The organism is Pseudomonas sp. 10S5, from assembly GCF_035019745.1.
Lineage (GTDB): Bacteria > Pseudomonadota > Gammaproteobacteria > Pseudomonadales > Pseudomonadaceae > Aquipseudomonas.
The window spans coordinates 1-22168 of record NZ_JASJVL010000015.1; the positions used below are offsets into that span (position 1 = coordinate 1).

A 22168-nucleotide genomic window follows, 5' to 3' on the forward strand; every position below is an offset into this window, starting at 1 on the left:
TTGAACTGCGTTGAATATTTACCCATGAAAAACACCCCGGTAGTTGGATGGGTGTCCAACATTTGGGGCGCAGTTCAATCTGTGGGAGCAGCCCAAGTACTTCCGCGAGTTGCACCTTGGGGAGTTACTGAAGCCGGTTCTGCCGCTCTATCAAAATGACACGCTCTGCCTGATGGTCGAGGACGACCTGGGCGTACTGCGGGACTTGGCCAACTATCAAGACACGGTGGTTGGCTGGATTGAGGCTTGGGCAGACGGCGGGTCACAACCGGGGGCCAATGAACGAGACTACCTGCTGGCCTGCTACATCGAAGCGCTGAGCCTGCTCGACGAAACCAAACTGACCGGTATTGCCGCCGCCAGCGATGATCCTGCTTTAAAAGCGATGCTGGAAGAACTGGACCAGTTGCCCTCGCCGCAGCGCGGTCACGCTGGCCGAGCATTGTTGGATCATTTAAACAATTGCGGAAGGGCGGTTTCCACGTACAAGGACGATCCACCGCAAGCGCTCTTGGCGCTACGTCAGGAGGCCATGGACAAATTCCGCAAGGAAGAAGGGTTTTTTGCAAACCTTGCTTTGGGTTCTGTCAAAGCGGTCATCGTTCAGGATGTCGATTGGCGTTATCACACCCGTCAGTTCATGGCGCCGGCGCCAGATGATTTCGTCGAGCGCCATCTCAAAGCGTTGGTGCAACTGGGCAAGGACCAGACTCAGCGAATCAAGGATGTACTCAGCGGCGCCAAAATGGGCCAAAGGGGCGTCAACGAACTGATTGATCGCGCCGCCATGGACCAGACCCTGGCCGAGCATCGTGCACGATTGATGCGCTGGAATGCGTTGCTCGACCAAATCACCACCGACCGCATAACGTTGGTCACCGCTGACCGCTTCCACCGCGCCGCCTGGTATTTCGATGCCCAACATCAGGAGCAAATGATACTGGCGTTCAGTGCCGAATATGCCTGCTTGAAAGACATCTGTAGAAGCGACGCTGCCAGTCAAGCCATCCTCGACTGGCTGGAAACGAAACCACAATTCAGTTTGCCGCTGCTGCACACCCTGCCATTTAGCGAACAAACCCAGTTGTCGACTCAATACGCTGCGTTGTTCAACGCCGGTTATGGGTTGATCAACAACATCCCGCATTGGACGGAGGTCTCCCAGCAAATCGGCCACGGAAAAATCCCGGCCATTGATGCGCTTCCGGCGTCCATCCGAGTGCTTGCCGAGGGTGCCCGCGATGCAATAACCCCGGCACTGCGTCTCGGCATGGAGCGTATGCAGGATGAATTCGTCCGCGCGATCAACAGCGAAAAAATACCGGACTTGGATCAACTGTTTCGCAACCTGCCCAAAGCCTTGGCGCCGCGGATTGTCGAAGCTGCACGTCGTGAAGGCGTGACCTTTACCGTTGCCACGCCCGAAGAGCTGGCCTCGTTGCAAAGGGACATCAAGGAGGTCTTCAACCAGCGCTACAAATTAAAGGTGTTGGATAACGAACGAAAACAAATCGTGGGCAATAGAAACCACAAAGAGCCGAGGGCCCAGGAACTTCAACGGCAAATCCATGGTGTCCGTGGGTCAATCAACGTGCTGGAAGCGCGTTTGGCCTTAGCCATCAGTCCTATCGCCGAACTGCCCGATGAGTCCATGCGATTGTGGGGCGCCGCACCGGGGAGAGCCGGAGTAACCGTACTGTTTCCACCGGCGCAACAGCAGGAAATGGGGAGATTAATGGCCAACGTGCGCAAAGGAATGAGCGCTGCGCCGAAGTTGAATGTATTGGGGGATGGGGCTGGATTGTTGGTGTTTTTGGCGCAGTTTGTGAATTTTGTGGTGGTGGCAGGGGAGGCTAGGAGAAATGCTTGGGATGATGAAAGTTATAAATCGGTCGTGTCTTCCGCAGCCGCTACCGCTACCGCGGGGTTTACAGCCGCCAGAGGAGTAACTGATACGGCATTGACGGCCCGTGCTGTTTCGTTGGTGAGTACGTTTCAACAACATGCGGTTTTGGGTGTGTATGTGCAAATGGGGAAACTACATATTGGATTGGGGGTTTTAGGTTCGATCACAGGTATCTTTACTTCAAAGGCTAGCCTGAAAACTCACCATGACAATTGGCAGCAAGCGGTGCGTAGCGGTAACGCTAGACTTCAAAACAGTACAGAACTTGCGATCGTGGGGGCAGGAGGTCAACTGGCGAGTTACTCATATGATTTCAGCAATATCCTATATTCCGCTTATACGGTCATAGTCGCGCGCGATACGGCCGCACGCACTGCAGCTTGGGCCGCTGCTGGAGTTCGACTGTCTAGCGTGTTTTTCAGAATGAATATCGCCGGAGCGCTGTTTACCGTGGTTGAGCTGGGAGGAACTTGGCTCTATAACCGCTACAACCTCTCGCCCCATGATCAATGGCTAGAAAGCACGCCTTGGGGGCTGGATGACGACAAGCGGGAAGCGCTAAGTCTCGGCGACTACAAACGTAAATTGACCGGTTTGTTACAGGCACCCCAAGTTCAGGTAGGCCCCAAGAACTACGCTGATCGTTGGCAGGACATGCTGATGCAGGCACGGCCGGGCAGCATCCATCTAGTGATGCCCGGGCTAAGTCTGGCTAACTTACAAGCACCGCTCCATGGTAAGCCCTCTCATGTGTTGAGTCTTGGCGCGTACCGAGTGATTACGGCTGAATGGGAACGCGGTCGTGATCAAGACCGTTGGGCAATCGTCAGCGAAGAGGTCATTGCTAGCCTGCAAGTCGTGCAGTCCGCGCCACTGATTCTCAAACTGTTTTATCCGGATGAGCGCGTAAGACCCTCCACCGTTACCAGGGCACGCCTGATTTTGGCCGTGTCCGTGGAGACTTACGATGCAGAAGGCAACGCACATACCCGGCTTTACCATCTCTCGGTGGATCCGAACGGCGAAGGGGTGTTTCCTGTGGCACCGTTTGATCCGCCATACCGTGAAGCAGAGAGGCTGGCGATCGATCCCCTGATGCTGGAGATGCTTCATGGATAAGAATCAAAAAGCGGCAACACCAGAACCGAACTTGCAACACCCCAAAAAGGCTGGTGACGTTGAACCATTCCCAAGCGGTCGCGTTACTTACTTAGCGCCACTCCCTCTGCCTACTCAAGCGCCCACTCACTGCCCTTATGTCGGTGAACTAAACGATGTTTATCTAGACTTTGGACTAGGCTGCCCTCAAGTTTTTGCATGGCAGGTCACGTTGGGAGCGCCGTTCAATGGTTTTATGATGCTAAGCTTCGGCCTTCCGCTGTTTTCGGGATTAATAGGGATACTGGTTGGATATGACCTATCGGAAGCATGGGCACTTATCGTAGGCACTCATGGAGTGAGCTTAGATAGTAGTATTGGAATTACGCTATTTTGCTCAACAATATCGTTCCTCATCTGGTTCTACGTCCACAACAAATACGAAGAAATCATCCCCACCCGCTTCAACCGCCAACGCCGCGAAGTTTGCTTTATGCCCGAAGACTACGAAAAACCCGTCTTCGTCCCGTGGGAATCTTTGTCCGCGTGGGTTATCGAAGCTCAAGGCGCTACCCCGCATGGCGTTCAACGGCAATACGGCATGGGTTTCGGGTTTTTCTATGACGACCGTGTGGTCAGTATGGAGTTCGGCTGTCCTGCGCTGCCTATTGCTATCAGTAACTGGGAGGCGATTCGCGCTTACATGGAGTACGAAGTTCATAGCCTAAAAGAAATTGCCGATCCGCTAGACCTGCAAGGCCCGGACGATCCACCCCACGAAGGCCTGCACACGTTCCGCAATGCCCGCGCCCGGTTGCATCAGCAAATCCGCGACAAGCAGCGGGGTTGGGTGTACGGCACTTTCTGGTACCTGTACCACGTCATGACCTTCTGGACGCTGCCGTTTTGGCTATGCGAATGGGAAAACGGCCGCGTTAAACGCATGGCCCGTAACGCGTTGCCCGAGGCCATGCGCGAATGGTCAGAACCGTTGCCGAAAAACCAATGGGCCAAACCCAGCCCCGAGCTGCTAAAGCTGAGCGCTCAAGTAAAAACCTTGCACAAGCGCAACCCGCGACGCCCGATTACCGGGATATTTGCCGAGGTCTACGCCAACGAAAACACCCGGAGGCAACGGGCGTAACGGCACGCGGAAGCCTTCGCCAAAACGTTGGTTTTAAAGCGGGAGCGATCAGCCACTGATCGCGTCTTCCTTGAATTGATCCTTCACGTACAAGATCTCAGTCCGGCCATGGGGTGACGGTAGGCCGTCCTCGCCCAGGTTAACGAAGACCATCTTGTCGACGGTGAGAATGCTTTTGCGCGTGATTTTATTGCGCACTTCACAGGTCAAGGTAATCGAGGTGCGGCCAAAAGCGGTGGCAGTGATGCCCAGCTCGATGATGTCGCCCTGACGCGAGGCGCTGACGAAGTTAATTTCGGAAATGTACTTGGTGACAACGCGCTGGTTACCCAACTGAACAATGGCGTAGATAGCCGCCTCTTCGTCGATCCAGCGCAGCAGGCTGCCGCCGAACAGCGTGCCATTGGGGTTGAGGTCTTCGGGTTTGACCCACTTGCGGGTGTGGAAATTCATAATCACTCCTAGAAAGACAGTTTGAGCGGCAAGCTGCGAGCTGCAAGAAATAGCGCTCAGCTTGCCGCTTGTAGCTTGAGGCTTGCAACTTACCGCTCAAAAAAAGATAATCGCCACCGCTTCAAAACGGTCATCTTCGCTTGATACCGTTCCCGCCACCTGTCCGAGGGGCGCTGCAGCAGGTTCTTCCTGTCAGGCTCGGATGGGGCGTTGTTTAATCAGCTGATTCTGCGAATCATGCCGGTCAAACCTAAACGCACAACGGCGCCCATTCGCATACTTACGAATGGAGACTCTCAATGAGTGCTGTAATTTCGCCCGCTGATTTTACCGACTACAAAGTCGCTGATATGTCCCTGGCTGCCTGGGGTCGTCGCGAAACCATCATCGCCGAATCCGAAATGCCTGCCCTGATGGGTCTGCGCCGTAAATACGCCGGCGAGCAACCGCTCAAGGGCGCGAAGATTCTCGGCTGCATCCACATGACTATCCAGACTGCCGTGCTGATCGAAACCCTGGTTGCCCTGGGTGCCGAAGTGCGTTGGTCGTCATGCAACATTTTCTCGACTCAGGATCAGGCTGCTGCCGCTGTTGCCGCTGCCGGTGTTGCGGTTTATGCCTGGAAAGGCGAAACCGAAGCTGAATACGAGTGGTGCATCGAGCAAACCATCCTCAAAGATGGCCAGCCTTGGGACGCCAACATGATCCTCGACGACGGCGGCGACCTGACCGAGATCATCCACAAGAAATACCCGCAGATGCTCGCACGCATCCACGGCGTCACTGAAGAAACCACTACCGGCGTTCACCGCCTGTTGGACATGTTGGCCAAGGGCGAGCTGAAAATCCCGGCCATCAACGTCAACGACTCTGTGACCAAAAGCAAAAACGATAACAAGTACGGCTGCCGCCATAGCCTGAACGATGCAATCAAGCGTGGTACCGACCACCTGCTGTCCGGCAAGCAAGCGCTGGTCATCGGTTACGGTGACGTGGGCAAGGGTTCGGCGCAGTCGCTGCGTCAGGAAGGGATGATCGTCAAGGTCACGGAAGTTGATCCAATCTGCGCCATGCAAGCGTGCATGGACGGTTTTGAATTGGTTTCGCCATTCATCGACGGGATCAACGACGGCACCGCCGCCAGCATCGACACCGCCTTGTTGGGCAAGATCGACCTGATCGTGACCACCACCGGTAACGTCAACGTTTGCGACTCGAACATGCTCAAGGCCCTGAAGAAACGCGCGGTCGTGTGCAACATCGGTCACTTCGACAACGAAATCGACACCGCTTTCATGCGCAAAAGCTGGGCGTGGGAAGAAGTGAAGCCGCAGGTTCACAAGATTCACCGTACCGGGCCGGGCACTTTCGATCCGCACAACGATGACTACCTGATCCTGCTGGCCGAAGGTCGTTTGGTAAACCTGGGCAATGCCACAGGTCACCCGAGCCGCATCATGGACGGTTCGTTCGCCAACCAGGTGCTGGCTCAGATCTTCTTGTTCGATCAGAAATACGCCGACCTGGCACCGGCCCAAAAAGCCGAGCGCCTGACCGTCGAAGTGCTGCCGAAGAAGCTTGACGAAGAAGTCGCGCTGGAAATGGTTCGTGGTTTCGGTGGCGTGGTCACTCAACTGACCAAGACCCAGGCCGACTACATCGGCGTGGCTGTCGAAGGCCCGTTCAAGCCGCACGCTTATCGTTATTGATTGATGGGCGCTTGCGCGCTCGCAATTGATCTCGGACTGTCCGCTCTCCTGTGGGAGCGGACTTGTCCGCGAACGAGCGTGAAGCGGTCGCAATAGCGGTCATTCACATTTTTTGAAGGTCGTTCCGACCTTATCGCGGGCAAGCCCGCTCCTACAATGAGATCGGCGTCCATGTCCCAAGACCGTCGCTTCAGCTTCGAATTTTTTCCGACCAAGACCGATGCCGGGCATGAAAAACTGCTCACCACCGCTCGCCAATTGGCCACGTACAACCCCGATTTTTTTTCCTGCACCTACGGCGCAGGCGGCTCGACCCGCGACCGCACGATCAACACCGTGTTACAGCTGGAAAGCGAAGTAAAAATTCCGGCCGCGCCACATTTGTCATGCGTCGGCGACAGCAAGGCCGACTTGCGCGCCCTGCTGACCCAATACCAACAAGCGGGCATCAAACGCATTGTCGCCCTGCGCGGTGACCTGCCTTCTGGCATGGGCATGGCCAGCGGTGAACTGCGTCATGCCAATGATCTGGTGGCGTTCATCCGGGAAGAAACCGGCAGCCATTTCCACATAGAAGTAGCGGCCTACCCGGAGATGCATCCGCAAGCGCGCAACTTCGAAGACGACGTGGCTAACTTCGTGCGCAAGGCTCAAGCCGGTGCCGACAGTGCCATCACTCAATACTTCTTCAACGCCGACAGCTATTTTTATTTCGTCGAACGCGTGCGCAAGTTGGGCGTGAATATCCCTGTGGTGCCGGGCATTATGCCTATCACCAACTACAGCAAGCTGGCGCGCTTTTCCGACGCCTGTGGTGCAGAGATTCCACGCTGGATTCGCAAACAACTGGAAGCCTATGGCGACGACGTCCAGAGCATCCAGGCGTTCGGCGAACAGGTTATTACACAGATGTGTGATCGTCTGTTGGAAGGCGGCGCACCGGGCCTGCATTTCTACACGCTGAATCAAGCTGAACCTAGCCTGGCCATCTGGAACAACTTGAAACTGCCGCGCTGAAAACAAATCCAACGTGACAAGCGCGCTTGTGTACCATTCGAGCCTCTTGAATCAGCAAGCTTTCGCGTCGGCGGGACCTTGCTGGCACTTTGAATACGGACTTATCTGTGACATCTGCCAACGCAACTCCGCAAGCGCCGCAGCTGGTCTACCTGGTTTTTGGTGCGGACACGTACCATCAGGAAGCGGTATTCAGTATCGCCAGTGCCCTTGCCGGCATGCGCGAAACGCCTGATCAGCCTTTGGACATCCAGGTTTTCAGCGACAATCCTGCGCCTTACGCCGATTTACCCGTGCGCGTTCGCCCGCTGGACAAAGAGACTCGCGCCGCTTGGAGCGCTCCCCATGGCTACCACTTCCGGACCAAACACGTAGCGCTACGCACTGTGCTGACAGAATCGGAACGCGCGCTGCTGATCGACACCGACACCTTTTTCCATTGCTCGCCGTTAAAGCTGTTTGATCGGGTAAAGCCCGGCACGCTACTGTGCAATGCGTTCGGCCCGCGTTATGGGGTTTATAAAGAAGTCCCGCTGTATGCAGTGCTCGCTGAACGTTTAGGCGCACGCGGGCTGACCGACGACCAGATGCCGCTGCTTAATTCGGGGGTCATTGGCCTGATGCGTGAAGACGCTGGTGTGCTGGATCAATCGATTGGCTTAATGGATGAGTTTTACCCGGAAGTGACCACCTCCTACACCCTCGAAGAGTTCTGCCTGAGCGTAGCGGCGTATCGCACCATGGAGGTCAAGGAATGTACCGACCTGATCCATCACTATTGGAGCCGCAAACAGCTGTTTCGCGCCAAGATTCGTGCCTGGCTCGCCAAGCATGGCGATGCACCGCTTAGTCAGGCGGCGCTGGATGACACACGTCGCGTAAACACTTTGCTGCCTCGTCCGGCCACGTGGAAACGCCTGATGTACAAAGCCATAACCGTGGGCGTACCCGCCACACAACGGCAGTTTCTGCGTGAAATTCTATACGGCTGTTCTTGGCACAGTAATGAGTTCGACCGCGCGTGCTCGCCGGTATGGTGGGAAAAAGCCCGACAGAATGCCGAGGAGCGGTTAAAACATACCTTGGAGCCGGAGCAGCTTAACAACTGGTTGAATCATTGGGGTGTTCGGCAGATTCTCGGTAAACAACGCGATGTAATTTACCTGCATCTGCTTAAACACGGCCCCGTAGACAAATGATCTTCCCGTTATCATCTCCCGAAGCCGTACTTCTTTTTAAGCAGCGCGCGTCGTAATCTGCGCTCATGCTTGCTAACGCCCGCTTATTTGCCGCCCTTTTTCTTATCTGCCTAAGCTTCAATGCATTGGGCGAAACCCTGCATATCGTCACCGAACCCTGGGCGCCGTATGTCTACGTCGAAGACGGTGAGCCACGGGGCTTGGATTACGACACCACCATGATCGTTTTTGAGCGGCTGGGCATCGATGTGAAATGGGAGTTTTTGCCCTGGAAGCGCTGCCTGTCGATGCTCAAACAAGGTCAGGCCGATGGCGCGCTGGATATTTTTCAGCGGGTTGAGCGCGACGATTTGCTGCTATATCCCAGCGAACCGCTGTCTTACGTCGAGTGGGTGTTGTTTTACGCCAACGCCCACCCTCACCTTTTCCTGACCCTTGATGATCTAACGGGCTTGGCCATTGGGGTATCGCCTGGGTATCTCTACAGCAACGAATTCGATGCCTCGACGCTGTTCATCCGCGAGCCAGCCGCGAGCCATGAAGCCAACTTTGGCAAGCTGCTGTTAGGTAGAGTCGATATGGTGATCACTGACCGACGCGTCGGTCAGCATGTGCTTGATCAAATGAAGGCTCGCGACCAAATCACGCAGTCCCCGACCGTCATCAGCCGTGAGGCTCAGTACCTTGCCCTGCGAAAAAATGCAGGCATGGACTTGCTGGTGCAACGGTTCGGCGCCGAACTCAAACGTTTCAAGCGCGAGCCCGCCTATGCCGCACTGACTTCGCGCTACGCTGGCGAAGCCATACCGGCCGTTTCTCCAGTGCCGGAACTATCCAAGCCCTCTGCGCTACCTCCTGATAAAACCGTTGAGCAGCAGGAAAGCGGCGCACGGTGAATGCTCTGTTATACTCGGGCCTTCCCGCCAGGCTTACGCCCGGACGCTTCGCCTTGCAATAGACCTATCGGACACGTGCGTCGCGCCTTTCTTTTCCGCGATAACGTGCCGAAATGCCTGAAAGGCCCAGCAGGACCGGACGAGATTGCGTCATCTAAACGCCCATCGCGCCAGGCAAGACCATTCTTATGGGCACCGCCCTAACTAAAACAGGATTACTCATGTCCTTTGCTTCCCTCGGTCTCTCCGAGGCTTTAGTCAGCGCCATCGAGGCTGCTGGCTATACCCAGCCTACTCCAGTGCAACAGCGGGCAATTCCCGCCGTGTTGCAAGGTCGCGACCTTATGGTTGCAGCCCAGACAGGTACTGGTAAAACCGGCGGTTTCGCTCTTCCGATCCTGGAACGGCTGTTCCCCAACGGTCATCCGGACAAATCCCAGCGTCACGGCCCGCGTCAACCTCGCGTGTTGGTCCTGACCCCAACCCGCGAACTCGCGGCGCAGGTGCATGACAGCTTCAAGGTCTATGCCAAGAATCTGAAATTTGTCAGTGCCGTCATCTTCGGCGGCGTGGGCACCAATCCACAGGTCCAGGCCATGGCCCGCGGCGTCGACGTGTTGGTGGCTTGCCCCGGCCGCCTGCTCGATCTAGCAGGTCAAGGCAGTGTCGATCTGTCCCACGTTGAAATTCTAGTGCTCGACGAAGCAGACCGGATGCTCGACATGGGCTTCGTCCATGACGTGAAGAAGGTTCTGGCCCGTCTGCCGTCCAAACGTCAGAACCTGCTGTTCTCGGCGACTTTTTCCAACGACATCACCGCCTTGGCCGGTAAGCTGCTGCACAACCCGGAACGCATCGAAGTCACGCCACCGAACACCACGGTCGAGCGTATCGAACAGCGCGTTTTCCATTTGTCATCGAGCCACAAGCGTTCGCTGTTGTCGCACTTGATTACCGCTGGCGCCTGGGAACAGGTTCTGGTGTTCACCCGGACCAAGCACGGTGCCAACCGTTTGGCCGAATACCTGGACAAGCATGGCCTCTCGGCTGTGGCCATCCACGGTAACAAGAGCCAGAACGCCCGCACCAAAGCCTTGGCTGACTTTAAAGCCGGTGCAGTGCGGATCATGGTCGCCACCGACATCGCGGCTCGCGGTCTGGATATCGACCAGTTGCCCCATGTCGTCAACTTCGAATTGCCTAACGTCGACGAAGATTACGTCCACCGTATTGGCCGCACTGGCCGAGCAGGCCGCAGCGGTGAAGCGATTTCACTGGTTGCCCCGGACGAAGAAAAACTGCTCAAAAGCATTGAGCGCATGACCAAACAGAAGATTGCCGACGGCGATCTGATGGGCTTTGATATCACGGCCGTTGAAGCCGAGAAACCAGAAGTGCGCGAGCGTCCAGACGTGCGCACCAACCCGCGTGCGCCTCGCGGCCCACGCGGTGACGGCCCTGCCGGTGGCGGCGGCGGCAGCGGACGCAAGGACAAAGGCAAAGACCGGGGTCAGGAAAAACCGGCCGCTGCAGCAGCACGTCCTGAGCGCCCGGCACAAAAGCCTCGCGAAGGCACCCCGGCACGCGAACAGCGTCCGGCGACTCCACGCTCCGACCGTGCTCCAGACGAGTTTCTGGATGACGAAGTGGATAACTTCGGTAACCGCGCTGATTACGTCAGCCCGTACCCGAATAAAGGCCAAGGCCGTGGCCGTCGTCCAGGCGCACCTGCTCCGGCAGCCACTGCGGGCGGTGCAGCACCCGCTGCTCGTGCGCCAAGTCAGGCTCGTCCAACTGGCCCACGCACCGGCGCTGGCACAACGACCGGTACACCTGCGGCCAAACGCACCGGTGGTGGTCCCCGCAATGGCGCTCCCCGTGACGGTCAGGCCCGTCGTGAAGAGCAGCCACGCAATCGCCGTCCAGCTCGCGATGACCAACCAGCTGCTCGCCAGGAACCCGCAGTTCGTGGCCCTCGCGACGGCCAGCCCGCGCCGACTATCGTGCATAAAGAATCCAAGACCGACCGTTTCCCGTCGGCCGAACAACTGGACCAATTGCCAGCCCGCCCACGCGGCGAGAAGCCAGCGCTGCTGACGCGTAATCGCGAAGGCTGAGTTAGCTAAATAAAAAAACGCCCCGGTTGGGGCGTTTTTTTTGCTCGGCGAGAACCATTCTGACTAACTGGTGATAGGCCTTGAGGGTTAAACCGGCCAATAGCCTCACCAACAAGTTGGCCCCTAAAGATCATCTAATACCGTGGCCTAAACCAAAACGCCGACCCTAAGGTCAGCGTTTGAGTTTAATTCAGCACCAACCTTATTTGGCTTGGATGCCTTCGAACGAGATGATCAGCTCCATCGAATCGGACGCTGGACCCAAGTTCATCATCTTACCGAAATCAGAACGGTTGATCGTAGTGGTGCCTGCGAAGCCAGCACGGTAGCCGCCCCATGGATCCTTGCCTTCACCCAGGAAGGTCGCCTTGACTACAACGGGCTTGGTAACGCCGTGCAGAGTAAGGTCGCCCGTTACGTCAGCAGTGACCTTACCATCCGCATCTTTACCGGTGGTTTTGACCGAGGTCGATACGAACTTGGCTTCTGGGTATTTAGCGACATCCAGGAAATCGGCACTGCTGATGTGCTTGTCACGTTCAGCCTGGTTAGTGAAAACGCTGGCGGTTTTCAGGCTGATGCTGATCTTGCTTTCTTCGGGCTTGGTTGCATCAAAGCTGAACGTACCGTCCCAGTCCTTGAACGTACCGTAGATAAAGCTGAAACCCAGGTGGCTGATCTTGAAGTTAATGAAGGCGTGTTGGCCTTCCTTGTCAACTTTGTAATCAGCGGCCATCGCCTGACCGGCCGACAACAGAGCGGTACCGAGGGCCAGAGCGGCGAGAGTCTTCTTGAACATGCTGTAATTCCCTTTTGGTTTGAACATTAGTCGCGACCCAACATGCGCGTCAGGGTCGCATCGCGATCTATAAAGTGGTGCTTCAACGCTGCAAGACCGTGAAGGACTGCGAAAATCACCAGAGTCCAGGCCAAATACAAGTGAACGGTGCCAGCGGTATCCGCTTGATCAGGAATGCTGTCAATCAACGACGGCACTTCGAAAAGACCGAAGACCGAAATCCCCACACCGTCGGCGGTGGAGATGAGGTAACCGGCGAACATCGTGGCAAACAGACCAACATACAAAAGCAAATGACCGAACTTGGCACCTAGGCGAGTCCACTTGCCATGAGTTGAAGGCGCCGACGGCGGCGGGCTGATCCAGCGCCATATCACGCGGATTACCATCACGGCGAACAACGTCAAGCCGATGCTTCTATGCAGGTCTGGTGCAGCTTTACGCCAAGTGTCGTAGTAATCGAGATCGACCATCCAAATCCCGAGCGCGAACATACCAAACACGACGGTTGCAACGCTCCAATGCAGCAGCATGCTGACCAGACCGTAACGAGAGCGGGAGTTGCGTAGCTGCATTGCCGATTACCTTGTAAGAATGGGTTCAAGACTAACTTTTTATCTATCGAATGAAAGCGCAAAATTTAGCTGTGAAATATCGAGAAACACGATCATCAATGCTCGCATAAGCTTACCGCCAGCATCCCGATAATGCCCAACCGACAAGACTGCGCTGTGACAGTAGGACTTTACGCTCCGATGAACGGCATCGCTCGATCATTGTTCGTGACAAGAGGTTGTTACGCAGCCATGCATTGCATAGGCTTGCGCGATTGTTTTGCCCTCGCGTCAAGCGAGCCGTTACCAGGAGATTACCCATGGGCTTGAATAATCAATGGATGCAACGCGACCTCGCAGTGCTCTGGCATCCATGCACTCAAATGAAAGACCACGAAAGCCTGCCTTTGGTCCCGATCAAAAGCGGCAAGGGCGTATGGCTCGAAGATTTCGAAGGCAAACGTTACCTCGATGCGGTTAGCTCTTGGTGGGTCAACGTATTCGGCCACTCCAACCCGCGCATCAACCAACGGATCAAGGATCAAGTTGATCAGTTGGAGCACGTCATTCTTGCCGGTTTCAGTCATCAGCCGGTGATCGAACTGTCGGAACGCCTGATCAAGATGACCCCCGAGGGCCTGACCCGCTGTTTCTACGCCGATAACGGTTCGTCGTGCATTGAAGTCGCGCTGAAAATGAGTTTCCACTACTGGCTCAATCGTGGTCAGCCAAATAAAAAGCGCTTCGTCACCCTGACCAACAGCTACCACGGCGAAACCATGGCCGCGATGTCGGTGGGCGACGTGCCGTTATTTACCGAAACCTACAAAGCGCTATTGTTGGACACCATTAAAGTACCTAGTCCGGATTGCTACCACCGGCCAGCGGGCATGAGCTGGGAAGAACACTCGCGCAACATGTTTGTTGCCATGGAGCAGACGCTGGCCGAGCACCATGACACCGTCGCGGCAGTCATCGTCGAGCCGCTGATTCAAGGCGCTGGCGGCATGCGTATGTATGACCCGATTTACCTTAAGCTGCTGCGCCAAGCCTGCGATCGTTACGGTGTGCATTTGATTCACGATGAAATCGCAGTGGGTTTCGGCCGGACCGGCACCATGTTCGCCTGTGAACAAGCCGGGATTACCCCTGACTTTCTGTGTTTGTCCAAAGCGTTGACCGGTGGTTATTTGCCGCTGGCCGCGTGTATCACCACCGATGATGTTTACAACGCGTTCTACGATGACTACTCATCCCTACGCGCCTTCCTGCATTCCCACAGCTATACCGGCAACCCCCTCGCGTGTGCAGCGGCTTTAGCGACGCTGGATATTTTCGAAGAAGACAACGTCATCGAAAACAACAAAGCGTTGGCAACACGCATGGCGACGGCGACCGCGCATCTGGTTGATCATCCGAATGTGTCGGAGGTGCGTCAGACCGGTATGGCCCTGGCCATCGAGATGGTCCAGGACAAAGTCACCAAAACTGCGTACCCGTGGCAAGAAAGGCGCGGTCTGAAGGTGTTTCAGCATGCGCTGGAGCGTGGCGCCCTGCTCCGTCCGCTAGGCAGTGTGGTGTATTTTCTGCCGCCCTACGTGATTACCCCTGAGGAGATCGACTTCCTTGCCCAAGTCGCCACCGAAGGCATCGACATCGCCACCCGAACGAGCGTGAGCGTCGCCGTGCATGAAAATTTCCACCCGAATTTTCGTGATCCGGGCTAAATACCCGTTACGTCGAACGCCGCCACTTCTACTGAATGTCAGAGACCCACCATGAGACTGTCCCGCTTTTTTATCGAGACGCCCCTGAGCCTCGGCGAACACGAGCTGCCCGAAGCCCAGGCGCATTACATTGGTCGCGTGTTGCGCATGACCGAAGGTGACGCCCTGCAATTGTTCGACGGATCGGGCAGCGAATTTCGCGGCTCGTTATTCGAAGTGGGCAAAAAACACGTACGGGTCAAACTCGATGAGCAGTTCGCCGGACAAACCGAGTCGGCGCTGAAAATCCATCTCGGCCAAGGCTTGTCTCGGGGCGAGCGTATGGACTGGGCGATTCAGAAAGCCACCGAACTGGGGGTCCGCGAAATTACGCCGATCATCAGCGAGCGCTGTGAAGTCCGCCTTAAGGACGAGCGCGCCGAGAAGCGTCAACTGCATTGGAAACAAATAGCGATCAGTGCCTGCGAGCAATGCGGCCGGTCCGTGATACCGGTGATTCATCCGCCACTGGCATTGGCTGACTGGCTGAAGCAGACCGATGCGGACTTGAAACTGGTGCTGCACCCCGTCGCCGAGCCGCTGACCCGCCACGACAAACCCTTCACCCTGGCCTTTTTGATTGGCCCCGAAGGCGGGCTGAACGACGCTGAAGTCGACCAAGCGAAATCCGCCGGCTTTCACGCCGCCCGCCTCGGCCCCCGCATCCTAAGAACCGAAACCGCACCGGTCGTGGCGCTGAGTGTTGCGCAACAGCTGTGGGGTGATTTCTAAACCGCCTTCGCGGGCAAGCCTGCTTTCACGGTATACGCGATCAACTGTGGAACAGCCTTGCCTGCGAAGAAACTAATCCGGTTTCAGATCACAGCACGTAAAAAAGTATCGCCACAAAATGCAACAAACTGCCGGCCATCACGAACAAGTGCCAGATGCCGTGCCAATGCCGAAAGCGCGTGTCGAAGGCGAAAAAGATAATGCCGATGGTGTACAAAATCCCCCCCGCCGCCAGCCAGGCGAATCCCGTCGCTCCCAATGCCGCCATCAACGGTTTGACCGCCACCAACACAATCCACCCCATCACGGCGTAAATCACGATAGACATAACTCGCGCTTCGGAGCGGGGTTTGATTTCCTGCAGCATGCCAATCACCGCCAAGCCCCATACGATTCCAAACAACGTCCAGCCCCACGGGCCGCGTAGCGTGACGAGGCAAAACGGCGTGTAACTGCCCGCAATCAACAAGTAGATCGACAGGTGATCAACCTTTTGCATGATCACCTTCGCCCGGCCGCGGACGCTGTGATACACGGTCGATACGCTGTACAGCAGCAGCAACGTCACGCCGTAAATGGCCATACTGACAATCTTCCAGATATCGCCGTCGATACTGGCCAACACCAACATCCAGACCACACCAACGAAAGCCAGGACCGCACCCACCAGGTGAGTCCAGGCGTTGAAACGTTCTCCGTGATACATACTCGAACCTCAAAAACCGACAACCCAGCGCGCAAGGCTCAGGGTTAAGCGCCGAAAGTGCAATCCCTGGCCACCCAGCGAAATAGTTTGTGATGGTCAACCGTTGGAAATGGCTGGGACCAGCACCAGCTTATTGCTCCGAGTGCCGCTATCACCGTTTTTCCACGCCCACAGAGATGTCGCTGATCTGAATCGGCACTGGCCTGGGTGTGATCGGTGGCTTGTTGTCCACCGACTGCTTTTGACCTACAGCCATCGGCCAACGACTCGGGCACAATTGCGCCATTCGAATAAGAGTGCCCGTTATGTTGATCGACGAAGAACTGACCTTGAAGAAGCTGGAGATCTTCCTGGCCTTCATGCGTACCGGCAACTTGGCGCGGGCGGCTGTTGAGTTGCAGACCAGCAACGTCAGCGTACACCGGGCCATTCATTCGCTGGAAAGCGCCTTGCGCTGCCCGCTGTTCAAGCACGAAGGTCGTAACCTGACGCCGTTGGAAAGCGCGTACGTGCTGGAAGAGCGTGCGCAAAAGTTGATCCAGGACGTGGTCAAAACCGTTGAAGTGACGCGTCAGGCTGCTGGATTTTCAGCAGCACGTTTTAAGCTTGGGGCACTGTATTCCCTCACCGTCAAAACCGTTCCGCAACTGATCATGGGCTTGAAAATACGCCGTAGCGAGCTGAACATCGACTTGATTCTCGGCTCGAACATCGACCTGTTCTACAAGCTGAAAAACATGGAAGTGGACGCGATTCTGGTGTCGCTCAACGAAAGCGTCAGTGATCCGGACTGCGAGCAACTGCCGCTGTTCTCCGACGACATCTTCCTCGCGGCTCCCGCAGACTCACCGTTCTCGCACCAAAGCGAAGTCGACCTTAGCGACCTGCGCGAAGCCACCTTCCTGACCCTGACCCAAGGCTTCGCCACCCACCAGGACGGGGTTCGGGTGTTTCAACAAGCGGGCTTTGAGCCAAAAGTAGCGATGCAGGTCAACGACATATTCACCTTGCTGAGCATGGTCAGCTCCGGAGTCGGCTATGCGTTGCTGCCAGGACGGGTCGCGGCGGTGTACGAAAATCGGGTGCGCTTAATCCCGCTCCAGAAACGCTATCGCATGCAACAACACATTGGCGTGGTGTTCCTGAAAGCCAAAGAGCGCGACCCAAATTTATTGGCCTTGGTGGCTGAGTGCCGGATGTATGCGAATCGGCATTCCCAGGGTTGATGCAGCTTTAAACCGCCTCGCCAACACATTGGCTCTGTAGGAGCCAACGTGTTGGCGCGAGAAGCCCTTTTGCTTAGCCCATAATCCCGCGCACGATGAAGTACAACACCGAAGGCCCTAGCAGGCAGCCCAAGCCGGTGTGGAAGGTCGCGGTGAGTGCGCCGTAGGGCACCAGACGGCGGTCGGTGGCGGCGAGCCCGGCGGTGACGCCGCTGACGGTACCGGCCAGGCCACCGAAGACCATCGCCGAGCGAGGGTTGTCGAGACCCATCCAGCGTGCCGCCATCGGGGTCGCAACCATCACCAGAATTGCTTTGATCAACCCGGTGGCAATGGACAACGCCATTACAGCGGAGCTTGCGCCGATGGCAGCGCCAGTGACGGGGCCGACGATGTAGGTCACAGCACCCGCACCGATGGTGGTCATGCTGATCGCATCACGGTAACCGAACATCCAGGCGATGCTCGCACCGACGATAAAGGGCAGTGTGGTGCCGAGCAGCAGGGCGATGACGCCGATCATTCCAGCTTTGCGCGCTTCGCTGGCTTGCACTTCGAACGCAGTGGCAACAATGGCGAAATCACGCAACATGGCGCCGCCCATCAAGCCAATGCCGGAAAACAGGCTGATATCCGCCAAGCCTTTTTCGCCTCCGGTCATGGTCCCGCCGATCCACGCCAGGATTAGCCCGATCACAATCGCAATCGCCGAGCCATGTATGCGGCCAAACGTCAGACGTTTCGAGATAACGACGGACATCCACATGACGATGCCGACAAACGCAAAAGCCGTAATCAGCCCGTAGTGCCCGAGGTCTTTTTCCAGTAGTGGCCACATATCAACGTCCCCCTGCGGTGGTTACAACAGGCGAAGCCGGTAAGGTTTCCAACGGTTCTTCAGCCGGCAGCGGTTCGCCTTTGTTGATTCGGCTGATGAAGGCAATGACGCAACCACATACCAGCACCGAGGCGACGGCGGCCAAAATGGCAACCGGACCGCCGTGCAAGGCAGCGACTACGTTTTGTTGAGCGGCCATAGCGACCACGACGGGGATGTACATGGCGCCCCAAAAACCCACGCCCATCTCGCATTCTTTGGTCATGCCGCCGCCGCCGCGTTTCTGCATCCACAGCCGGGCGCAGATCAACAGGATCATGGCGATGCCGACACCGCCGACATTGGATTTGACGCCCAGCAACACACCCAGCATATCGCCGAGAATGACCCCTGCCAGGGTGCAGATGGCCAGCAAGGCCACACCGTAAATAATCATTATTTTTATCCTCATATTGCGTTGCTGAAGTTGTTGTTTTTATCCTTCGCAGCAGCTGTTCGATCTATGGGTTACGGCATCCCTCCTCTTGCAGTAACGCGCTTAACGTATCCATGCGGGCCCCTTGAAAGGCGACCGCCGCTCCTGGTTCAAACACTTTTCGGCCCAGCCCCGTCAGCACAGTGCCGGGCGGCAATTCGATTTGCAGACGCACGCCACGCTCATAGGCGGTGTGTACCGTGCTGCGCCAGTCGATCACCCGACACATGTTGTAGGTCAGGTCATCGCGTAATTTATCGGCCGTCCCGACCAGTCGCGCGGTGCTGCCACTGAGGTAGCGCACGGCAGGTGCTTGCATCGAGACCTTGGCAAACGCGCTTGCCAAGGCCAACGCCGGTTGATCGAGCAACGCACAGTGGGACGGCACGCTGACCGCCAAACGTTTTGCAGCGGCTGCGCCCTTGGCTTTTGCCAAATCGGCGATTAGGGCCATCGCCGCATCGCTCCCCGCCACCACCAGTTGCGTTTCAGCGTTGATGTTGGCCAAGTACAACGGTGTTTCGGCGCTGTGGACTTCGGCGATCAGGGCCTCAACCGTGGTTTGATCAAGGCCCAGGATTGCGGTCATGCCAAAACCGCTGGGGTATGCGTTTTGCATCAGCTCACCGCGCAAGGCGACCAAGCGTAAGGCATCGCCAAACCCCAGCGACCCGGCAATCACTGCTGCGGGGTACGCACCAATGGACAGCCCTGCCACATAGGTGGGCGCTTCGCTACGTTCGATCAGCAACCGAGCACAAGCCACACCCGCAATCAATAAACACAGCTGCACGGAGCGGGTACTGGTCAATGCGTCAGCAGAATCCAAGGCGACTACGTCTTCGCCTAACTCATCGCTCGCTTGGAGTAAGCACTCGCGAATGAGTGTTTCATTGGGCAATTGATGGAGCATTTGTGGGTATTGAGCACCTTGGCCGGGAAACACCATAAAGCTGCTCATGCCACTTGCTCGATCGACAGCCAGGGATTCTCGATCAAGCACGCGCCGTGATCGGTTTTCAGCAGCACCTGGCGCGCAGTTCCGGCCCACTCGCGCAACGCCACGCCGCCGTTGGGCGTTTGCAGTTGCACATCAATCCGGCAAACAGCGTATTCCAGTTGAGCGAGCAGTTGCGCCGCATGAGCGCGACTGAACAGCTCGGGCGTGCGCACGATCAAATCCAGATCGCTATCAGCATGCAGCGCGGTAAAACCGCTAGCCAGTTCAAAACCAGCGCTGCCGCTGACGCCCCAGACCATTCCTAGGTCGGCCATCACTGGCTGGATCTGCTTTAACCCTTTCATCGCAGGCCACTGATCGCCGTTGGTAAATTTGGCAGCAATCAGTTGTTCCGGCGCAACCTGACGCTGAATGTCAGCACGGTTCATCAGCGTGGCGTAGCGTTGTTGGCGCTGTTGCCCGCGTACACCCACAGCGACTTGATCCGCCGCAACCAACGCGCGACGCACCACTACCGGCTGACCGAGGCTTATGGCGTCATGAACCCACTGTGGCGCATCGGCCGACAGCATGTGCGCGGGCAAACCCCAGAGCAAATCATGGGCCTGCACTGCACCGAAGCGACTCATTACCACTGCGCCCGCAGCAGTTCACGCACTTTGGAAGATGCCGCGCGGTTTTCTGCGCCAAGGCGACTGCTCAAGTCGGTGCCCGTTGCCCGAACGTCGTTCACCGCCGCGATCAGGCCGGCTTGAACCTGCTCAATATCTTGCGCAGTGGGCTCTTCGATCTGACTGACTGAGAGAGTTTTCCAAAGCAAACCGAGGGTCGCGTAGCTGTCGATGTCATACGCCATTGGCGGCACGCTAGCAGCGAGTTTTTCCAATTCTTCGACGGTACGCAGGGTCACTCGGGCCGCAGACGCTTTGCCCATGGCATGTACCATGACGCCGGGATCGCGCAGGGCTATCAGGCGATTGGCCTGATAACCATGGGCCAGAAACGCGCCGGACATGGCCTTGCCCACCAGCAGCGCAATAACCGCATGGCCGGCCAAACGCGCACGGGCGTAGCTGTCTGCGGCGCCCGCCAGCGCTTGATGAATGCCCAATGCTTCTTCGCGGCGCCCGTACGCTTGACTCGGCACATCAACAATGGCGATTAAGGTGCGCTTGTGTTCGCTGCGCTTATCCAACTCGATGGTTTCATCCACCGCTTTCGCCAACCCCCAACCTTCCAGCAAGCCGACTTCACCGTTACGCGCCCGAGGGAAGGGATTTTCAGGGTCCGCCACCACGGCCAAAAAGCGCGCAGGCTGTTGGCCTAACTCGCCGTCGGCAACCTTCAGCGACGCAGGCAAACCCTGCACTTCAGCGGCGCCATTGCTTAGGGCTAAAAACCAGTGCAAACCCCGCACTGAGAAATCACTCATGACGGTTCTCCCCGATAAAGCGTGCGCACAGTTTGCGGATCGATCTGCGAGGTAGTGTCCAACGCGCAAAGGCGCTGCAAATAGTGTTCGTACTGATTGCTGCGATTTTGCGCAGGCAAGCCCTTGTTCAACAACGCCGTCACTTGCTGTTGAATCGCCGCCACGTCGTCGATGGCAAACGCATCCACCAACCCGCTGGCAAAGCGTTGCTCGCCACCGGTCAGGCTCCAGATGAACGGCCGATTGCGCGAGTCGTATTCTTGAATGCCCGCTTCTTGTTCGATAACTTGCGGACCGTTCAAGCCCAAACGAGCTTCTTGGGTCACCAACAAATAGCTGCACAAGCCTGCGGCGATGGACATACCGCCGAAGCAACCAACGCTGCCCGCCACTACGCCGATCACCGGTTGATATTGGCGAAGGTCGACAATCGCCGCGTGAATGTCCGCAATAGCCGCCAGACCCAGATTGGCTTCCTGCAAACGCACGCCACCGGTTTCCAGCAGCAATACAGCGGCGGTAGGAATACCGTTGCGGTTGTCTTCAGCGGCCAGTTCCAGGACGCCGGCCATTTTCGCACCGCCGACTTCACCCATGCTGCCGCCCTGAAACGCACCTTCAATCGCGGCGACCACCACCGGCAAACCACCGATGGTGCCTTTGGCAATCACTACCCCGTCGTCGGCTTGGGGCACGACGCCTTGTTTGGCCAACCACGGCGACATCATGCGGTCGAACGGGCCGATTAATTCACGAAAACTCCCGGCATCCAATACGGCACGGGCTCGCTGGCGAGCATTGAGTTCGACGAAGCTGTGCTGCTTGAGCAAGCGTGCGCTGTCAGTCATGGCCGATTTCCTCGAAACCCTGTTCCATACGCAAGCGCACCACACCGGGCGTCGCGCCAAAGTCATGAATATCGATGCTCATGGCCGGCGGCGTTTGCCCATCGAACATACGCTCGAACAGGTGCTGCCAACGCGACGAAGCACCATTGACCGACGTCGTCACCTGAATCGACAACTTGCCCGGTTCGCCGGGTTCGAGCATCACTTCCAGATCGCCCGAACCGACACAGCCCACCAGTGCACGGCCCGACGGCGGTTGCCCGGCAGGGAATTCAAAAGAAAGGGTTTCCAT

Annotated in this window: 21 protein-coding genes and 1 riboswitch; of the genes, 10 read left to right on the top strand and 11 right to left on the bottom strand. The window is 56.9% G+C overall.

Translation table 11 applies throughout. The features are described 5' to 3' along the window. Positions 1 to 43 precede the first annotated feature (43 nt). Together QN378_RS16500 and QN378_RS16505 are read left to right on the top strand one after the other, a co-directional pair. Entirely contained in the window at positions 44 to 3025 is a 2982-nt protein-coding gene (locus tag QN378_RS16500) for a hypothetical protein (protein WP_323550672.1), read from the top strand. A 472-nt stretch (positions 3026 to 3497) separates the two neighbouring features. Then, positions 3498 to 4148: a hypothetical protein gene (locus QN378_RS16505; protein WP_323550671.1), complete on the top strand. Its 651-nt coding sequence runs from the start codon at positions 3498 to 3500 to the stop codon at positions 4146 to 4148. Positions 4149 to 4196: 48 nt separating this feature from the next. Here QN378_RS16505 and QN378_RS16510 read toward each other — a convergent pair whose 3' ends face one another. Then, positions 4197 to 4601: an acyl-CoA thioesterase gene (locus QN378_RS16510; protein ID WP_322206271.1), complete on the bottom strand. Its 405-nt coding sequence runs from the start codon at positions 4599 to 4601 to the stop codon at positions 4197 to 4199. Between the two features lie 159 nt (positions 4602 to 4760). After that, a riboswitch (S-adenosyl-L-homocysteine riboswitch) is annotated at positions 4761 to 4878 on the top strand. Between the two features lie 22 nt (positions 4879 to 4900). On the opposite strand from QN378_RS16510, the gene ahcY reads away from it, so the two are divergent. The 5 genes from ahcY to QN378_RS16535 all read left to right on the top strand — a co-directional run bounded on the left by ahcY (position 4901) and on the right by QN378_RS16535 (position 11539). Continuing rightward, complete coding sequence (gene ahcY, locus QN378_RS16515) at positions 4901 to 6310, top strand: adenosylhomocysteinase (RefSeq protein WP_322167095.1); 1410 nt, start codon at positions 4901 to 4903, stop codon at positions 6308 to 6310. Between the two features lie 171 nt (positions 6311 to 6481). Beyond that, on the top strand, positions 6482 to 7327 hold the full coding sequence (metF, locus tag QN378_RS16520; protein WP_322206270.1) for a methylenetetrahydrofolate reductase [NAD(P)H]: 846 nt from the start codon (positions 6482 to 6484) through the stop codon (positions 7325 to 7327). Positions 7328 to 7434: 107 nt separating this feature from the next. Further along, complete coding sequence (locus QN378_RS16525) at positions 7435 to 8526, top strand: hypothetical protein (RefSeq protein ID WP_323550670.1); 1092 nt, start codon at positions 7435 to 7437, stop codon at positions 8524 to 8526. A 65-nt stretch (positions 8527 to 8591) separates the two neighbouring features. Beyond that, positions 8592 to 9422, top strand: coding sequence for a substrate-binding periplasmic protein (locus QN378_RS16530; protein WP_322206268.1), 831 nt, complete (start codon positions 8592 to 8594; stop codon positions 9420 to 9422). Between the two features lie 221 nt (positions 9423 to 9643). Then, positions 9644 to 11539, top strand: a complete 1896-nt coding sequence (locus QN378_RS16535) for a DEAD/DEAH box helicase (RefSeq protein ID WP_323550669.1) — start codon at positions 9644 to 9646, stop codon at positions 11537 to 11539. A 202-nt stretch (positions 11540 to 11741) separates the two neighbouring features. Here QN378_RS16535 and QN378_RS16540 read toward each other — a convergent pair whose 3' ends face one another. After that, positions 11742 to 12338, bottom strand: coding sequence for a YceI family protein (locus QN378_RS16540; RefSeq protein WP_322206266.1), 597 nt, complete (start codon positions 12336 to 12338; stop codon positions 11742 to 11744). Between the two features lie 26 nt (positions 12339 to 12364). Further along, positions 12365 to 12913, bottom strand: a complete 549-nt coding sequence (locus tag QN378_RS16545; RefSeq protein ID WP_322206265.1) for a cytochrome b — start codon at positions 12911 to 12913, stop codon at positions 12365 to 12367. 299 nt (positions 12914 to 13212) lie between these two features. Here QN378_RS16545 and QN378_RS16550 point away from each other — a divergent pair, with 299 nt between their 5' ends. Together QN378_RS16550 and QN378_RS16555 are read left to right on the top strand one after the other, a co-directional pair. Continuing rightward, positions 13213 to 14619: an adenosylmethionine--8-amino-7-oxononanoate transaminase gene (locus tag QN378_RS16550; protein ID WP_322206264.1), complete on the top strand. Its 1407-nt coding sequence runs from the start codon at positions 13213 to 13215 to the stop codon at positions 14617 to 14619. Positions 14620 to 14670: 51 nt separating this feature from the next. After that, positions 14671 to 15390, top strand: coding sequence for a 16S rRNA (uracil(1498)-N(3))-methyltransferase (locus tag QN378_RS16555; RefSeq protein WP_323550668.1), 720 nt, complete (start codon positions 14671 to 14673; stop codon positions 15388 to 15390). 88 nt (positions 15391 to 15478) lie between these two features. Here the strand turns inward: QN378_RS16555 and trhA are convergent, their stop codons facing one another. Continuing rightward, positions 15479 to 16096 carry a PAQR family membrane homeostasis protein TrhA gene (gene trhA, locus QN378_RS16560; RefSeq protein WP_323550667.1) on the bottom strand — a complete coding sequence of 206 codons (618 nt, stop codon included), beginning with the start codon at positions 16094 to 16096 and terminating at the stop codon, positions 15479 to 15481. A gap of 305 nt (positions 16097 to 16401) precedes the next feature. Between trhA and QN378_RS16565 the strand changes: the two genes are divergently transcribed. Then, positions 16402 to 17322 (top strand): LysR substrate-binding domain-containing protein, encoded by a 921-nt coding sequence (locus QN378_RS16565; protein WP_322167082.1) that lies wholly within the window; start codon positions 16402 to 16404, stop codon positions 17320 to 17322. Between the two features lie 73 nt (positions 17323 to 17395). Here the strand turns inward: QN378_RS16565 and madM are convergent, their stop codons facing one another. From madM to QN378_RS16600, 7 genes are all read right to left on the bottom strand, one after another. Next, positions 17396 to 18160: a malonate transporter subunit MadM gene (gene madM, locus QN378_RS16570; protein ID WP_322206261.1), complete on the bottom strand. Its 765-nt coding sequence runs from the start codon at positions 18158 to 18160 to the stop codon at positions 17396 to 17398. Between the two features lies 1 nt (position 18161). Then, positions 18162 to 18596, bottom strand: a complete 435-nt coding sequence (gene madL / locus QN378_RS16575) for a malonate transporter subunit MadL (RefSeq protein WP_322206260.1) — start codon at positions 18594 to 18596, stop codon at positions 18162 to 18164. Positions 18597 to 18660: 64 nt separating this feature from the next. Further along, positions 18661 to 19596, bottom strand: coding sequence for a malonate decarboxylase subunit epsilon (mdcH, locus tag QN378_RS16580; protein WP_322206259.1), 936 nt, complete (start codon positions 19594 to 19596; stop codon positions 18661 to 18663). Continuing rightward, the gene (locus QN378_RS16585) at positions 19593 to 20225 is read right to left on the bottom strand and encodes a malonate decarboxylase holo-ACP synthase (RefSeq protein WP_322206258.1); all 633 of its coding nucleotides are present in this window, start codon (positions 20223 to 20225) and stop codon (positions 19593 to 19595) included. The genes mdcH and QN378_RS16585 overlap by 4 nt, the downstream gene beginning before the upstream one ends. Continuing rightward, complete coding sequence (mdcE, locus tag QN378_RS16590) at positions 20225 to 21028, bottom strand: biotin-independent malonate decarboxylase subunit gamma (RefSeq protein WP_323550666.1); 804 nt, start codon at positions 21026 to 21028, stop codon at positions 20225 to 20227. Before mdcE ends, QN378_RS16585 begins: the two co-directional genes overlap by 1 nt. Then, a complete protein-coding gene (locus QN378_RS16595) occupies positions 21025 to 21876 on the bottom strand; it encodes a biotin-independent malonate decarboxylase subunit beta (protein WP_323550665.1) in 852 nt (283 codons plus the stop codon). The genes mdcE and QN378_RS16595 overlap by 4 nt, the downstream gene beginning before the upstream one ends. Continuing rightward, a complete protein-coding gene (locus QN378_RS16600; RefSeq protein ID WP_322206255.1) occupies positions 21869 to 22168 on the bottom strand; it encodes a malonate decarboxylase subunit delta in 300 nt (99 codons plus the stop codon). Before QN378_RS16600 ends, QN378_RS16595 begins: the two co-directional genes overlap by 8 nt.

What these genes read in the sequence shown, in the direction of transcription:
- QN378_RS16505 (WP_323550671.1), top strand. Translation starts at nt 3,498, where the DNA reads ATGCCCGAAGACTACGAAAAACCCGTCTTCGTCCCGTGGGAATCTTTG.
- metF (WP_322206270.1), top strand. Translation starts at nt 6,482, where the DNA reads ATGTCCCAAGACCGTCGCTTCAGCTTCGAATTTTTTCCGACCAAGACC.
- madM (WP_322206261.1), bottom strand. Translation starts at nt 18,160, where the DNA reads ATGTGGCCACTACTGGAAAAAGACCTCGGGCACTACGGGCTGATTACG.
- QN378_RS16595 (WP_323550665.1), bottom strand. Translation starts at nt 21,876, where the DNA reads ATGACTGACAGCGCACGCTTGCTCAAGCAGCACAGCTTCGTCGAACTC.
- mdcE (WP_323550666.1), bottom strand. Translation starts at nt 21,028, where the DNA reads ATGAGTGATTTCTCAGTGCGGGGTTTGCACTGGTTTTTAGCCCTAAGC.
- QN378_RS16545 (WP_322206265.1), bottom strand. Translation starts at nt 12,913, where the DNA reads ATGCAGCTACGCAACTCCCGCTCTCGTTACGGTCTGGTCAGCATGCTG.
- ahcY (WP_322167095.1), top strand. Translation starts at nt 4,901, where the DNA reads ATGAGTGCTGTAATTTCGCCCGCTGATTTTACCGACTACAAAGTCGCT.
- QN378_RS16565 (WP_322167082.1), top strand. Translation starts at nt 16,402, where the DNA reads ATGTTGATCGACGAAGAACTGACCTTGAAGAAGCTGGAGATCTTCCTG.
- QN378_RS16600 (WP_322206255.1), bottom strand. Translation starts at nt 22,168, where the DNA reads ATGGAAACCCTTTCTTTTGAATTCCCTGCCGGGCAACCGCCGTCGGGC.
- QN378_RS16540 (WP_322206266.1), bottom strand. Translation starts at nt 12,338, where the DNA reads ATGTTCAAGAAGACTCTCGCCGCTCTGGCCCTCGGTACCGCTCTGTTG.
- QN378_RS16585 (WP_322206258.1), bottom strand. Translation starts at nt 20,225, where the DNA reads ATGAGTCGCTTCGGTGCAGTGCAGGCCCATGATTTGCTCTGGGGTTTG.
- QN378_RS16510 (WP_322206271.1), bottom strand. Translation starts at nt 4,601, where the DNA reads ATGAATTTCCACACCCGCAAGTGGGTCAAACCCGAAGACCTCAACCCC.
- madL (WP_322206260.1), bottom strand. Translation starts at nt 18,596, where the DNA reads ATGATTATTTACGGTGTGGCCTTGCTGGCCATCTGCACCCTGGCAGGG.
- mdcH (WP_322206259.1), bottom strand. Translation starts at nt 19,596, where the DNA reads ATGAGCAGCTTTATGGTGTTTCCCGGCCAAGGTGCTCAATACCCACAA.
- QN378_RS16550 (WP_322206264.1), top strand. Translation starts at nt 13,213, where the DNA reads ATGGGCTTGAATAATCAATGGATGCAACGCGACCTCGCAGTGCTCTGG.
- trhA (WP_323550667.1), bottom strand. Translation starts at nt 16,096, where the DNA reads ATGTATCACGGAGAACGTTTCAACGCCTGGACTCACCTGGTGGGTGCG.
- QN378_RS16535 (WP_323550669.1), top strand. Translation starts at nt 9,644, where the DNA reads ATGTCCTTTGCTTCCCTCGGTCTCTCCGAGGCTTTAGTCAGCGCCATC.
- QN378_RS16530 (WP_322206268.1), top strand. Translation starts at nt 8,592, where the DNA reads ATGCTTGCTAACGCCCGCTTATTTGCCGCCCTTTTTCTTATCTGCCTA.
- QN378_RS16555 (WP_323550668.1), top strand. Translation starts at nt 14,671, where the DNA reads ATGAGACTGTCCCGCTTTTTTATCGAGACGCCCCTGAGCCTCGGCGAA.